The sequence below is a fragment of the Methanohalophilus levihalophilus genome, from assembly GCF_017874375.1.
Taxonomy (GTDB): Archaea; Halobacteriota; Methanosarcinia; order Methanosarcinales; family Methanosarcinaceae; genus Methanohalophilus; species Methanohalophilus levihalophilus.
On record NZ_JAGGLK010000002.1, the window covers coordinates 675,633 to 690,823 of the forward strand.

Sequence of the window (15,191 nt, forward strand, 5' to 3'; positions counted from 1 at the left end):
AAAAAATTGGATGTTTGCCCCAACAGCAAACCTTTAATCCTCTTACTCAAATAACCCATACTCCACTTATCCTGAAAACAAACTTTTCCAGTAAACCATGTCCCTCAAAAATATCGTTGTCAAAGGAGCCAAAGAGCACAATCTCAAGAACCTTGATGTAGTGCTGCCACGTGACAAGCTCATTGTAATCACGGGTCTGAGCGGCTCGGGGAAATCTTCCCTTGCTTTTGATACCATCTATGCGGAAGGCCAGAGAAGGTACGTTGAATCCCTCTCAGCCTATGCCCGGCAGTTTCTCGGGTTGATGGAAAAACCTGATGTTGAGTACATCGAGGGCTTGTCTCCTGCCATTTCCATCGAGCAGAAGACTACAAGCAAGAACCCCCGGTCCACTGTGGGGACTGTTACTGAAATTTATGATTATCTCAGGTTGCTCTTTGCTCGTATTGGTGTACGGCACTGTCCGGATTGTGGCAGGATTATCGAGCCGCAAAGCGTTGACCAGATTGTCGACAGCATCCTGAAAATTCCTGAAGGGACAAAGCTGAATATTCTTTCCCCTCTTGTCAGGGAGAGGAAAGGAGAATACCGCAAACTACTCCTAGATTTGCAAGCAGAGGGCTTCACACGAGTCCGGCTTGACGGGGAAATAATGCGAATTGAGGATGCTCAGGAAGTGGAACTTGAGCGCTATAAAAAGCACAACATTGAGATTGTTGTGGACAGGGTCCAGATCAAACCGGATATTGCAGAACGCCTTTCTGAATCTGTGGAGCAGGCACTTGCCAAAAGCGACGGGCTTGTTGTTGCGGATGTTGTTGATGGTGAGGAACTGATTTTCAGCGAAAAACTCGCCTGCCCGGATTGTGGAACGGGGTTTGAGGAACTCGAACCTGCCATGTTCTCATTCAACAGCCCACAGGGCGCATGTGAGGAATGCCATGGTCTCGGAACCTCAATGGAATTTGATCCTGACTTAATTGTTCCCGATCCAACTCTTAGCTTACGGGAAGGTGCTATTGAACCCTGGGGCGACAGGCAGGATGGCTATTACATGCAATCCCTTGTATCCATGGCAAACTACTTCGGTTTTTCAATGGATGATCCTTTCGAGGATCTTAAACCCGAATACCAGCACATGATACTCCACGGAACTTCTGCCAAAATCCCACTGATCCACGTGGGAAAGAATGGCGGTGTCTGGAAACACACCGGGCATTTCAAGGGAGTTATTCATAATCTTTCACGCATCTATGAAAAAACAGAATCCGAGAGCACCAAAGACAAGATGCGCAAATACATTAGCACAAATCCATGTCCTGCCTGTGGCGGTGACAGGCTAAAGCCAGCAAGTCTTGCGGTTCTCATAGCTGATAATAACATTATTGAAGTCACCCGGATGTCCATTGAGGAAGCACTGCGTTTCTTCGAAAAACTGGAAAAGAATCTCGGGCACAGGGAATACACAATTGCAAGATTGATCCTCAAGGAAATCAAAGCCCGTCTGGGTTTTTTGGTGGATGTGGGGCTTGATTACCTTTCCATGAACCGGTCTGCAGCTACTCTTTCCGGTGGCGAGGCCCAGCGTATCAGGCTGGCAACCCAGATTGGATCAAGTCTCATGGGTGTGCTGTACATTCTTGACGAACCCAGCATCGGATTGCACCAGCGTGACAATTTACGGCTCATCAACACCCTCAAGCATTTGAGGGATATCGGCAACACGGTTCTCGTGGTAGAGCACGATGAAGAAACCATTATGAATGCGGATCACGTAGTGGACATGGGTCCGGGTGCCGGTATTCACGGAGGCGAGATTGTTGCCGAAGGTCCGCCCCTTGATATCATGGCGGATCCTCATTCCGAGACCGGGCAGTATCTCAGTCGGAAGGTTGAAATTGCAATTCCTGAAATGAGGCGTTCTCCACAGGGATTCATGCGTCTTATCGGAGCTGCAGAGAACAATCTGAAGTCAATTGATGTGGATTTCCCAATTGGTGTCATGGTGTGTGTAACCGGGGTATCGGGGTCAGGCAAGAGTACTCTCATCAATGAAACCCTGAACAAAGTGCTTGCACAGAAACTCAACCGTGCACGAGAGCGTCCCGGGAAATACCATTCCATTGAAGGACTCGAATCAGTTGATAAGGTAATTACCATCGACCAGTCTCCTATCGGCAGGACACCACGTTCCAATCCTGCAACTTATACTAATTTGTTCACTCCCATCAGGGAACTTTTCGCCCAGACAAAACTCGCTAAAACAAGGGGGTACAAACCCGGAAGGTTCAGTTTTAATGTAAAAGGAGGGAGGTGTGAAACCTGTAGTGGTGACGGGACAATTACAATTGAAATGCATTTCCTTCCTGATGTTTATGTTCCCTGTGAAGTTTGCCACGGGAAACGTTACAACAGGGAGACTCTTGAAGTCACTTTCAAGGATAAGAACATAGCTGAAGTACTTGACATGACTGTAGAGGAAGCTCTTGAGTTCTTTGAAAACGTACCCAAGATAAGCAGGAAATTGCAGACATTGTTTGATGTCGGTCTTGGTTACATCAAACTTGGACAGTCATCCACAACCCTTTCAGGTGGTGAAGCTCAGAGGGTTAAACTTGCCACTGAACTCAGCAAAAAATCCACCGGCAAAACAGTGTATATTCTTGATGAACCTACTACAGGACTGCATTTTGCAGACGTAAATAAACTACTTGAGGTTCTACAGCGGTTGGTTGACGCCGGGAACACCGTCATAGTTATCGAACACAATCTTGATGTCATCAAGGTTTCAGACTGGATAATTGATCTGGGTCCGGAGGGTGGGGAACGTGGTGGGCTTATCATTGCCGAAGGCACTCCTGAGACAGTGGCAAAAGTTGAGAGTTCCTACACCGGTGAATTCTTGCACAGATTGTTGCATGAATAATCTTTCCGCAAGCTTTATCGTGGACGCCTTCCAAAAACTACATTGTAAACCATTATTTGGGTGGATTGTATGGTAAGAAAACTTCATTGCAAGAATATCAAGAATGATCTTGAATATCTTGGTGATATCATGGACAAGCAGGGACGAAAGGAACCTACTCCCGATGTTGCCAGATTCAAGACCCAGGTGGAATACAAGAAAACCCTATGTAAAATAATCAGGGAAGAAAAAGAAATGGAAAGGCAGAGTAGCCAATCCTGATTTCAGACGTCGTATTTCTCAAAGCAAGGCAGGCAGAAATATTTCCCGTGTGCAACACGCGCACGGCTTTCCATCATGCCTTCGCCACATTCACTGCAGGTTAGGGTCTGGAAAATTACCGCCTTTTGTGGTGGCTCAGCTTCAATTTCTTCAATTTTGAAGAGCTCGTCTGCAGGAGCTTCAAGGATCATTTTTATTTTCTCTTCTCGCTCTCTCTGGAATTCTGCTTTTTCTTCAGGTGTGGCAGTTCCGGCACGGACTTTCTGGAATAGATCATTCCCTCCTCCTCTTTCGAAAACGTCCTGTTTTCGTGAAATGCGGAGTGCCTTTTCGTCACCACGTTTGAAGAACGTGTACACATGTTTCCCGTAATCCCTGAAAACGAGATTTCCTTTTCCGAAAGTGCAACTGTTGATCACCTGTATGGCATCCACAGAACATGACTTGTTTTCCACTATTGCAACAAGTTCTTCATCTTTGGATCGTGTTCCAAAGTTTTCCTCTGCAATTTTTGCAACCCTGAATCCGATTGCAAGTCCCGGGCACATATGGCCGTGGAATTTCACTGCGTCTTCAATTTCCATTGGTGCTCAACTCTGTTGTTTGAAAGTAATTTTAAAGGTACAATTTTCTCAGTTTAGCGTTGACGGCTTCAACCTGTTCAACGGCTGTGCCAATGTATTTGTAAGGATCAACGAGAGCTTCGATTTCGCTTTCTGTCAATACATCCTTCACAGCTTCATTTTCAAGTAGTGTTTCCTTGAGATGTTTCCCTTCTTCGTGTGCCTGCATTGCAGCACTTCTTACTATTTCATGTGCATCCTGCCTGCCGACTCCTCTTTTTGCAAGTTCAATCATGACAGCTTCACCCATGTTGAGTCCTTTGAGAAGCTCAAGGTTACGCTTGATGTTTTCAGGATAGAATCTCAGGTTGTCCAATACGCGAATTCCAAGCTTGATGATGTGGTCGGTAAGTACACAGCTTTCCGGGAACACCACACGTTCGCAGGATGAATTGGTAAGATCGCGCTCATCCCAGAGGGTATTATTTAGCAATTCGGGTTCAACCATTGAGCGTACAATCCTTGCGAGGCCGCAGATTTGTTCGGACTTAATTGGATTACGTTTGTGAGGCATGGTGGAAGATCCGACCTGTTTCTTTCCGAAACTTTCCTCAACCTCTGCAAGCTCACTTCTCTGGAGGGAGCGCAGTTCAACACCGATTTTATCCAGCGTGGTAACCACGTTTGCCATCCACATAATGAATTCAGCGTGCCTGTCCCTCTGGATGATCTGGTTGGATACATCGACACTTCCAAGTCCAAGGTATTCCATGGCTTTCTTCTGGATTTCCATTCCCTTTGGTCCGAATGCTGCCTGGGTTCCCACTGCACCTGTCATCTGGCCCACTGTTACACGTGGTTTGAGTTGCTCCAATCTCTCGATATGCCTTCCGACTTCGGATGCCCAGATTGCAAAGCGAAGTCCGTAGGTTGTCGGGACGCCAATCTGACCGTGTGTCCTTCCTGCACAGACTGTTTCCTTGTGCTCTTCAGCCTGCCTGACAAGTACGGCGAGCAAGTCCTTCATCTTAGGTTCCAGAACTTCAATGGCGTCCTTTAGCTGTAAACCGGTTGCAGTATCAAGCATATCGTTGGATGTAGCTCCGAAGTGAACCCACTTAGCAGCTTCCTCATCACATTTCTCGGATACTGCAAGGACAACAGCCATCATATCGTGGTGAATTTCATCCTCAATTTCCTTAACACGGCTGTTTTCAACTTTTGAGATTCCTTCCTCAATCAATTTGGCTGCATCTTGCGGGATAAGCCCAACATCAGCTTCAGCTTTTGCAAGGGCTGCTTCTGCTTTGAGAACGCATTTGAGCCTGTTGTCTTCACTCCAGACATGCTTCATTTCCTCGGTGCCGTAGCGGAATTCTATGGGGTGGATTGCCATTGTAAATCTCCTGGTTATGGTAGTATTTAGTTGGTAGTTCTTGAAGCTTTTATGACCATTTCAACCAATAAAAAAGCTTTGTAATCGTTTATTCTAACGGTACAACTATTTTGCATCCGGCAATTTCTCCGATTGTTACCCTTACACCATAAACCGCTTCGATATTTTCAGGTGTTATTACCTCTTCCTTCCCGTGAGCAAATACTTCCCCATCTTTTATGAGGACATACCTGTCAGAAAAACGCAGGGCAAGGTTGATGTCGTGCATTGTGGTGACGGCTGAAACATTTTCCTTTTTTGCAACCTCAACTACGGTTTTGAGAATGGAAAGCTGGTTTTTCAGGTCAAGGTTGCTTGTGGGTTCATCCAGCAATAAGATCCGGGGCTCCTGAACAAGGGCACGAGCAAGACTCACTTTCTGCAATTCCCCACCGCTCATCTCATCAATATAACGTAGTGCCAGTTTTTCCAGTCCCATTTCTTCGATAACACGTTTAGCAATCAGGATGTCTTTTTCTTTCAATCCCCATTGGATATGGGGTTTTCTTCCGAGAAGAATTGCGTCAAAAGCGGTGAACCTGCCGGGAGTTGTATGCTGGGGAACATAACCCAGACGTTTAGCCACTTCTGTCCGTGGAAGATCTATTACATTTTCTCCCTCTACCATTATTGTGCCTGATTTTGGAGCGAGTATCATATTAATACAACGAAGAAGTGTTGTTTTCCCGACGCCGTTTGGTCCGAGAATTGTCAGGACTTCCCCGGGTTTCAAATCGAATTCGATTTCCCTCAGGACTTCACGCTTCCTGTAATCAAACCTTAACTCTTTTATTTTGAGCATTAATTCCTGTACCCCCTTACAAGAAGATAGAGGAAAAGGGGCGCTCCCATAAATGCAGTAATAATACCTACGGGCAGCACATACGGAGCTATCACCATCCTTGAGACGATATCCGATGCCAGTAAGAGTAAAGCTCCCACTACACAGGCGGCGGGGATGAGGTATCTCTGGTCATCCCCCACAAACCTGCGGGCAATGTGCGGACAAACAAGACCGATGAATCCTATTATTCCGAGGAAAGAGACTGCTGCCGCTGTTGCAAGGGAGGCGACCAGCATCCCGAATAGGCGTATTCTTTCAACGTTAACTCCCAGTCCTTTTGCAGTTTCATCCCCTGCATCGATTGCCATATAGTTCCACCGGTTGTAGACAAAATATGCGGTTGAAAGTATCGTGATAATTGCCATTATAAAGATGCATTCCCAGTATGCTCTCCCAAGATCCCCAAAAGTCCAGAACACAATTTCCGGCAATTCGGTATCATCAGCGAAATACTGGAGAAGCATGGTGGCTGCTGTGAGAAGGGAACTGAGTGCGACTCCGGTAAGTATGAGTACTTCAGGTGTTGCATTCCTGTACTTTGCAATGGCAAGAATTGTCAGCGTGGATATGAGGGAAAATATGAATGCAAATATCGTGACGGTATAAGGAAGTTCAAAGAGCCATCCCATCCATCCCCTGCCGGATGCCAGAATTGCAAGGGTAGCACCAAACGCTGCAGCATGTGAAATTCCAAGTGTATAAGGAGAGCCGAGGGGATTCCTCAGGATTGACTGGAGTACAACACCTGAAACCGAGAGTGCAATCCCGGCTACGATGGCAGCTATAGCCCTGGGGATTCGCAATTCCCAGATTACCTGCGGTGTATGTATATTTTCAGTTTCAAAACCCAATATTGAATTAATAATTTCCGTGATGGTGAGATCAGCATTCCCGACTGACAGGGAATAGAAGAAGAGTGCTATTAGAATACTGATTGAGATCCCGATGAAAGCTATTTTCTTTCCGATATACCTATGGTAATCGGAATGAAGGGTATTTTCTTCATGGTTGCAGGACGTGTTGCAATATTCCATAGCTTCTTCCTCATTTTATTTTCATTGGAGTTCAATCTTGCCGAAATTATGCCCGAAATTTTCTGCCATTGTATCATAGATTCCTTCGTTTACAGGGCACCCGGAATAAAGGAAGCTGTATATCTCATTGGCTTTGTTTTCAGGGTCAATGTCTTCAAATTTGTCTGGATAGACCTGCTTGCCGACATACCATGCATCTGCCAGAACATTGCCATGGTTGGTTGTGTACCAGTTGTATGGCATTACGCCGTAGAGATTGCCAGATTTTGCAGCTTCAAGATTTGTATAGACTCCTTCAGGCCCAAATGCATCAACCCCGTATTTCTCATTGGTATGGGAGTTTCCGTTTTCTGAAAAATCAAAGGTTGAAAGGTCCACGAAAATGTATTCGATTCCCGGTTCAGTATCCCACTGGAAAAGAGCGTCATCACCGATCTGGTAACCTTCCCAGTCCCCGGTAAGTGAAGTGCTGGCAGCTACATTGTTTCCGTTTATGTATTCAAAAGGAGGGTAATCGGGTTGAGTTGACAGTATCCCATGTGAACCCCTGTATGCAACTCCGGCTACATAGAGGTTAACCGTCTCTTCACCTTCAATCCTGCTGTTTATATCTTCAATTTCATCTTCAAAGAACGCGATAACTTCTTCTGCCCTTTCCTTGTTGTTCATCACGTCCCCCATTGTCGTGAGAGCAAATTTCATATCATCAAAGCCTTCTCCTGTATCCCCGTAATTCAAACCGATTACAGGTATTCCTCCTACGTCATTTGAAAGCTTGTCAGCTCCCTCGGCGTTGGAATATGTGAGGAAAATAACTTCGGGTGCAGGATCAAGCATGAGGATTGATTCGGCATCATAGTCTCCTCTGAATACTCCTATGTAGGGATAATCCTCTTTGTTTCCAAATTGGGGATTTGCTATCCTGTACGGCCGCAATGGATTTTCAATCTCTTCTGGTCTTTGTTCTATATCTTCCACTCCGACAACAGTATCCTGCTCTCCGAGGTAACAAAGATACCGAAGACTTCCTGATCCAATGCAAATAGTGTAGTTTATTTTTTCAGGGACTTCTACATGTCTTCCGTAAGCGTCGGTTATGGTTCTTGATTCTGCTTCTTCTGTCTGGGTCAGGTGTTCTGTTTGTTCGTCACTTGAAAGGCACCCGCAAGTAGTTAAAACAATTACAAAAACGGTTACAAGCATAATTGTTGATGGAAATTTTTTCATAAGATTCCTCGGTTTCATATAGTAAATGAATGTGATTTGGTGTAATTAAATGTTATGAATTTTACTATCTGTAACACTAAATTCTATAAATATTTGTTGGGTATTACTGAGGGGGAGACGATTTGAAGAGGTTTTGCACAATTATCCCAAAACCATTAAATACCATTTGTGCCATATTCAAAATAAACAGCTAGTTTACCAGGAGAGCTAATCCATGTCACAAAGTGTTTTCGAATTATCTGAAAGCCAGAAAAATGAGCTTTCGGCTATGTTTGCAGATCGTGTAAATATGTCGAAGAGGGAACGTCATTTCTACAATCATGATGTAGGCGCTCTTCCTTCAATGGTACGAAAATTCCTTGGAAAGGCAGAGCCTGCTGCGATTGTAAAACTAAAAGATGAAGATGATGTAGTAAAACTGCTCGAATTTGCATCGAAATATTCGATTCCCGTAGTCCCAAGAGCAGGCGCAACTTCCGGTTACGGCGGTGTAATCCCAACAAAGGGAGGTATCATTGCAGATGTTGGTCTCCTTGACAGAATCTATGATGTAGATAATGAAGCAATGGAAGCAACTGTTGGAGCCGGAATCGTCTGGGAGCTTCTTGAGCAGAGATTAAACAAACGTGGTTTTTCGGTTTGCTCAATGCCTTCCAGTGCTCCTGCAGCTACAGTTGGTGGCTGGGTTGCGCAGAACGGTGTTGGTTATGGAAGTTATGAGTATGGCTGGTCACAGGACACAATCCTGAGTGCAAGAGTTGTATTTCCAAATGGTGAAATCAAGGAATTTACGGGCGATGAGTTGTCCGATATTGTTGCTAACTACGGTAGTCTTGGTATCATCACCCAGGTAAAACTCAAAATTAGAAATCATGAAAACACAGTCGCTGTATCTGCAAGTTTCCCGGATGCTTCTTCCATGCAGGAAGCCATCAGACTTGTAGGTGAGCGAAAAATACCACTCTGGTCTATTACATTTATCAATCCTGAATTTTCGGATCTTAAAAACAAGGCTCCTGCAAGATTGCATCATGGCGAACCGGTTTCCGAAGATAAGCCGGAACTTCCAGATGCCTATGTTTGTAATTTCTTCTACCCGGCATCAAGGAAGGTCGATGGTCTTGAAGATGCGATTGTCAAAGCCGGCGGATCAATCCTTCCCGAGGAAGTTGGTGAGCATGAAACCGGTGAATGGTTCAGGTCAATGAAGGTCAAGAGGCTTGGCCCATCGTTTATTCCTGCAGAAGTTGTCATTCCGGCAGATAAGCTGGGTAAGGTAATTTCTGAAATAAACAAAACCGTTTCATTGCCTGTTCTCATGGAAGGGATGGTTGCAAAGGGAGATGAAGTAATACTTCTATGTTTCATACCGCATTCAGAGAAATCCTTTAAGTTCAACATGGCCTTCCCGCTGGCCATCAGCATCCTTCGTATTGCAGAAGCAAATGGAGGAAGAATGTATGCTACTGGTTTGTATTTTGCAAAAGATGCTCCTAAAGTCTACGGTGATCATTTCAGGAAGCTCATGGAGCTTAAGAAAAAGTATGATCCAAAAGACATAATGAACCCTGAAACCCTGACCGGACGGGGTTCGTTTAATGCTGCGATTTCAATGTCCAGGACATTTGAACCTATGATGCGCATTGTAGGCAATATGTCTGGAGTAGGTGATACCAAATTCAGATCGGAAAAGAATATCCCTGCAGATGTTATTTCTCATGCTTACACATGTGCCCAGTGTGGTTATTGTGTAAACCAGTGTGACCAATATTATGGTCGTGGCTGGGAATCCCAGTCCCCGAGAGGCAAATGGTTCTTTATCAAGGAATACCTTGCCGGCAGGGACAAGATGGTTCAGGAGCAGGTTGATACTTTCCTCGCATGTACCACCTGTGAGCTCTGTGATGTCAGATGCCAGCTTGATCTTCCAATCAATGATTCCTGGATGACCATGAGGAATGAACTGGTAGTGAATCAGGGTAAGATGACTATCCCGCCATTTGAAATAATGGCTTCAAGCCTTCTCAAGGAGAGGAACATCTGGGGAGAGTACCTGAAGAACAGGGAAGAGTGGATGCCGGAGGATCTTAAACCCAAGATCAAGGATAAGGCCGAATATGCCTACTTTGCAGGCTGTACTGCTTCTTTTGTTGAGAAAGATATTGCTGAGGCTTCAGTGCGTCTGTTGACGGATGCAGGAATAGATATAACATACCTTGGGAAGGAAGAATCATGTTGTGGAATTCCTATGCTTGCAGCCGGTAAGTGGGATGTTTTCGAGAAAATAATGAGAATGAATATCGAAAACATGAGGAAGAAAGGTGTCAAGACTGTAGTGACTTCCTGTCCTGCATGCTGGCTGGTATGGGATACTTTCTATCGCCAGTGGGCAGAGAAGCTTGGCATCGAATATGACTTCGAGGCAAAGCACTATTCACAGGTACTTCAGGACAAACTCGATGTTCTTTCTGACAAATTCGTCAAACCACTTGACAGGGTAGTTACCATTCATGACGCATGTCACATGGGACGTGCAGGTGGCATTTACGAACCGCCCAGGGACCTTATCAAATCAGTTCCCGGAGTTGAATTCCGTGAGATGGAACACAACAGGGAAAACGGTCACTGTTGTGGATCAGTGTTGACGCTTGTTGCTGACCCTGAAGTTGCAGATGTTGTTGGTAACATACGGCTCAAGGAAGCTGAAGAGGCCGGTGCTGACCTGATGGTTGCAGCATGTCCATGTTGTCAGGTACAACTCAGGATTGCTGCTGAAAGTAGTGGCAGTCCAGTGGAAGTGCAAGACCTTTCCGCAACTGTTGCACGTAGTCTCGGGTACAACATTCCTGACACAACAAACGATGCACTAACGGCGTGGATCACATTTGATCAGATGATACACCTGCTCAGGCCGGAGAACATGACTGATCTGATGGTTGAGTTGCTTCCACAGATGATGGATGCAATGCCAGCTCCTCTAAAACCCATGATGAAGATGGTAAAATACGTGCCCGGAATGGACATTATGATGAAGCCAATGATGCCTATCATGATGCCAAGGCTCCTGCCGGGAATGATGCCAAAAGTCATGCCGGATATGCTTGAAGCGGTTGGAAGGCGTGTTCAGATGTCTGATGACCTGAGGGAGCAGATGCCTGATCTCATGCCAAAGTCAATGGAAAATCTGATGCCAAACATGCTTCCGCAGATTGTCCCACTGTTGACGCCAAAAATGATTGAATATATCAAAACACACTAAACACAACTACCCCCACCACCCCATAAACTGCATCCCTTTATTTTGGGATGCAGTTTACCACTTTCTTTTCTTTTGAAATATTGACGTTTTAGCTGTGAATTTTGCATTATGAATAATCGGTGACAGTTTTAATTTGAATGCACCTTTATTCACGAAGAATCAGGATTTCCTCAGCTTCCAGCTCTTCAATAGCTCTCTTGCAATTATTCTCTTTTATGAAAATATAATCTGTGCTATGAGTTGAAACTGTAAAAATGCTGACCCCGACACTTTCCAGCGTGGAGCTGATTTTTGAAAGCAGACTTAGTACCGTTAAATCCAGAGGTCCCTGGAATTTCAGGCATTTCCATCCCTTTTCAGACTTGACTCCATCCGGTATGAGCTCTTCCGCAGAAGCAGCAGGGTCTTCGTTCTCTGTTTTTGTAATGGAAAAAAAAGTTTTGTCCCGGGCCCATTTTGGAATTTTGGCTTCAGATTCGTTTTTACAAATCCCAAAATCCCCATTGAGCAAAATAAGGGCAATTTCGCTGTCAGTATCTTCACTCATTATTAAGTTCCCTGCTTTATGTGCACTGGCAGCAGTTAAGAGAAGAGGGGTCAAATTTGTATTCTTGTTCCCTGAAACACTTCCTGCATACCTGTCGTTTTCCAGAATTGAGTAGTTTTTCCGTATCTTCTCCACAGTTCTCACATTGTGGCATGAAAATCACCATATATTCTGGTCTGTTGATGCTATATCTCTTTTGTGGTTTTCCACTCAGTATTTATATCATGATTTCTAACCCTGTATGGGGTTTTAAACATGCTTTCAGAAATACCTGAATCCTTGGGGCAAATGGATCCGGAAGACATCAACAAAGAAGTCCTCAGATTGGCAATGCTGGCAGAACTTGATGCTGTAAATCTTTATGAGCAAATGGCAGCCCTGGCAGATAGTGAGGATCTCCGCAGGATACTACTCGACATTGCACGCGAAGAAAAAATCCATGTTGCCATGTTCCAGTCTGTTCTTATGGAATATGATGAGGAATTCCTGAATATTATGGCTGATTATTCTCTTGCCAGACGCTAAGGTTTTTTGAGCTGGAGGCTCCTGATTGCAGGTTAACACTTCGAAGAAAACCGAATTAATAGATATTACTGAGATGGTTTCATCTGAGGTTGAAAGTGCCGGAATTGGTGACGGAATGTGCGTAATTCGTACGGCACATACAACAACTTCTATCCTGATTAATGAGAACGAAGCAGGTCTGGTGTCCGATATTATTGGAATGCTGGAGCGAATCGTTCCTTCTAACGCTGGTTATAATCATGATAGGATCGACAACAATGCAGATTCTCATCTTCGAAGCATACTGCTTTTCTTGCTGAACTTGATGGGCCAAGAAAGCGCAATGTGGATGTAGTGGTGATCCCGGCACCTATATCGGAGTGAATTGATTCTATTTACTTGATAATTGATTTAACATTTAGTTCGGAGAGGCAGACCATGGTTGAAGAAACAGAAAAAAAGGAAAAGGTAGAGAAAAAGGAAACAAAGAAAGTTGCCCACATTGAACCTGTCCATCCTGGCGATGAAAGGGTTGGGAAGAAACGACATTTATTGGATACCTGCGAGTGAGACGTTGCAGATATGTTTGCATAAGTTTACAACCTTTTATCTTCCTTTTTTTGTAATTAGTTATTTTGAATGTATGAAATTGAACATACTTGATCAACTTGATTAGTCTAATTAATTTATCCAAACTCATTATTATTTTATTTAAATTCTTAGATTAATATAGGTTTAAATATTTTAAAGGTATTTAGTTCAGAACTCGGTGGTTCGAACAAAATGTTCTGAAAACTGATTCCAGTAAAGTAAGGTGGCAATATGAAGTTTAGATTGTTGTTCTTAGCGTTAGCTTTAGCTATGCTATTGGTTGGTACTGCAGCTGCAAGCACGATTAATGTTAACACTACCGGATGGTGGGAAGAAGGTAATGCTTTCAATGCATCCCCCACTCCGATCCAGTCGGCATTAAACAATGCCACTAGTGGTGATACAATTCGAGTTGTTGAAACTGCTTCTTACAGCGAGTCCATCTCTGTAACACAAAATAATCTTCGTCTGAATCTACAAGGGTCTACACTTGATGGATCCGCAAGTTCCAGCAATGGTGTAACTATTTCTTCAAAAAATGAATTTACGATTGGAAATGGTACGATTGTCGGTTTCAGGAGTGCAATTTTAACTGCCGGAACTGTATCTGACTTTACGATTGATAATATTGTGATCACTAATCCTTCAGAGGATGGCATCCAGCTCTATGGTCATGTAACTGATTTCACGATCTCTGACAGCCTTATTACCGATCCCCGTTATGGTATTTACAGTGATAATGATTTTAATACAGACGGTTTTAATGCAATCAATGTTACTATTCTGAACCCCGGTTCCAGAGGCATTTTCCTTGATGATCACAATAACAACAATATCTTCACAAAGGATGTTTACCTTGAGGATGTTACCGTTTCCAATTCAGCCGGTGCTGGAATTTATATTGTAAACAATGATGAATCAAGCGGAAATACCACAATTGTTGACTCTCATATTTCCAACTGTGCCCGTGCTTTCCAGCTTGATTCGGGTAAAGGTCCTATACTCATTTCCAACAGCACTTTTATTGACGGCACTGATTACGGTTTATATATGAGTGCTACTTCCGGTTCCGAGCTTACCCTGACCAACAATATAATTTCCGGCAACAATAATGGCCTTTATCTCAATGGTTTTTCCGACTTCACTTTCCCAACCAGCAATACAGTCAGTAATAATGGCGGTTATGTTTTCAACCTGGCCAATCTTGAAAACGTTACCATTCGTGATTTTGTTATAGATAATTCACATTACCGCGGTTTTTCTCTCACTACATGTACTAATTTCACACTTGGGAATATCAGCATTAGTGGCAGTACTGACAATTCCATTTTAGTTAGCGGTAGTAATTTCAACATTACATTTGAAGATCTCACCATTACAGACCCTGCTGTAGATGGCATCCAGTTCTACGGCCATGTAACTGATTTCACGATCTCTGACAGCCTTATTACCGATCCCCGTTATGGTATTTACAGTGATAATGATTTTAATACAGACGGTTTTAATGCAATCAATGTTACTATTCTGAACCCCGGTTCCAGAGGCATTTTCCTTGATGATCACAATAACAACAATATCTTCACAAAGGATGTTTACCTTGAGGATGTTACCGTTTCCAATTCAGCCGGTGCTGGAATTTATATTGTAAACAATGATGAATCAAGCGGAAATACCACAATTGTTGACTCTCATATTTCCAACTGTGCCCGTGCTTTCCAGCTTGATTCGGGTAAAGGTCCTATACTCATTTCCAACAGCACTTTTATTGACGGCACTGATTACGGTTTATATATGAGTGCTACTTCCGGTTCCGAGCTTACCCTGACCAACAATATAATTTCCGGCAACAATAATGGCCTTTATCTCAGTGGTTTTTCCGACTTCACTTTCCCAACCAGCAATACGTTCAACAACACTGGCACTGCATTTTCCCTGACTTCAACTGACAATGTAACTCTCCAGGATATTGTTATCAATTACCCGCATACTACCGGTGTGTA

At 43.9% G+C, this 15,191-nt stretch carries 13 protein-coding genes; 7 read left to right on the forward strand and 6 right to left on the reverse strand.

Going from position 1 to position 15,191, the window contains the following annotated elements:
* The first annotated feature begins 97 nt into the window (after positions 1 to 97).
* Positions 98 to 2,926, forward strand: a complete 2,829-nt coding sequence (gene uvrA, locus J2755_RS07225) for an excinuclease ABC subunit UvrA (RefSeq protein WP_209681352.1) — start codon at positions 98 to 100, stop codon at positions 2,924 to 2,926.
* Positions 2,927 to 2,995: 69 nt separating this feature from the next.
* Entirely contained in the window at positions 2,996 to 3,187 is a 192-nt protein-coding gene (locus tag J2755_RS07230) for a hypothetical protein (protein ID WP_209681355.1), read from the forward strand.
* A 2-nt stretch (positions 3,188 to 3,189) separates the two neighbouring features.
* Here J2755_RS07230 and J2755_RS07235 read toward each other — a convergent pair whose 3' ends face one another.
* From J2755_RS07235 to J2755_RS07255, 5 genes are all read right to left on the reverse strand, one after another.
* On the reverse strand, positions 3,190 to 3,771 hold the full coding sequence (locus tag J2755_RS07235) for an FmdE family protein (RefSeq protein WP_209681356.1): 582 nt from the start codon (positions 3,769 to 3,771) through the stop codon (positions 3,190 to 3,192).
* A gap of 31 nt (positions 3,772 to 3,802) precedes the next feature.
* Positions 3,803 to 5,146 carry an adenylosuccinate lyase gene (gene purB, locus J2755_RS07240; protein ID WP_209681358.1) on the reverse strand — a complete coding sequence of 448 codons (1,344 nt, stop codon included), beginning with the start codon at positions 5,144 to 5,146 and terminating at the stop codon, positions 3,803 to 3,805.
* An 88-nt stretch (positions 5,147 to 5,234) separates the two neighbouring features.
* A complete protein-coding gene (locus tag J2755_RS07245; protein WP_209681360.1) occupies positions 5,235 to 5,987 on the reverse strand; it encodes an ABC transporter ATP-binding protein in 753 nt (250 codons plus the stop codon).
* A complete protein-coding gene (locus tag J2755_RS07250; RefSeq protein ID WP_209681362.1) occupies positions 5,987 to 7,063 on the reverse strand; it encodes a FecCD family ABC transporter permease in 1,077 nt (358 codons plus the stop codon). Before J2755_RS07250 ends, J2755_RS07245 begins: the two co-directional genes overlap by 1 nt.
* A gap of 21 nt (positions 7,064 to 7,084) precedes the next feature.
* Positions 7,085 to 8,290 (reverse strand): ABC transporter substrate-binding protein, encoded by a 1,206-nt coding sequence (locus J2755_RS07255; RefSeq protein WP_209681364.1) that lies wholly within the window; start codon positions 8,288 to 8,290, stop codon positions 7,085 to 7,087.
* Between the two features lie 214 nt (positions 8,291 to 8,504).
* Between J2755_RS07255 and J2755_RS07260 the strand changes: the two genes are divergently transcribed.
* Positions 8,505 to 11,549, forward strand: a complete 3,045-nt coding sequence (locus tag J2755_RS07260; protein WP_209681365.1) for an FAD-binding and (Fe-S)-binding domain-containing protein — start codon at positions 8,505 to 8,507, stop codon at positions 11,547 to 11,549.
* 145 nt (positions 11,550 to 11,694) lie between these two features.
* Here J2755_RS07260 and J2755_RS07265 read toward each other — a convergent pair whose 3' ends face one another.
* A complete protein-coding gene (locus J2755_RS07265) occupies positions 11,695 to 12,240 on the reverse strand; it encodes an ACT domain-containing protein (RefSeq protein ID WP_209681367.1) in 546 nt (181 codons plus the stop codon).
* Between the two features lie 111 nt (positions 12,241 to 12,351).
* On the opposite strand from J2755_RS07265, the gene J2755_RS07270 reads away from it, so the two are divergent.
* From J2755_RS07270 to J2755_RS07280, 4 genes are all read left to right on the forward strand, one after another.
* Positions 12,352 to 12,621 carry a ferritin family protein gene (locus J2755_RS07270; RefSeq protein WP_209681369.1) on the forward strand — a complete coding sequence of 90 codons (270 nt, stop codon included), beginning with the start codon at positions 12,352 to 12,354 and terminating at the stop codon, positions 12,619 to 12,621.
* A gap of 25 nt (positions 12,622 to 12,646) precedes the next feature.
* On the forward strand, positions 12,647 to 12,955 hold the full coding sequence (locus J2755_RS07275; RefSeq protein WP_245312761.1) for a secondary thiamine-phosphate synthase enzyme YjbQ: 309 nt from the start codon (positions 12,647 to 12,649) through the stop codon (positions 12,953 to 12,955).
* Between the two features lie 83 nt (positions 12,956 to 13,038).
* Positions 13,039 to 13,170 (forward strand): hypothetical protein, encoded by a 132-nt coding sequence (locus J2755_RS11465; RefSeq protein WP_280954389.1) that lies wholly within the window; start codon positions 13,039 to 13,041, stop codon positions 13,168 to 13,170.
* 252 nt (positions 13,171 to 13,422) lie between these two features.
* Positions 13,423 to 15,191: right-handed parallel beta-helix repeat-containing protein (locus J2755_RS07280; RefSeq protein ID WP_209681379.1), on the forward strand; the 1,769-nt coding region annotated here is incomplete at its 3' end.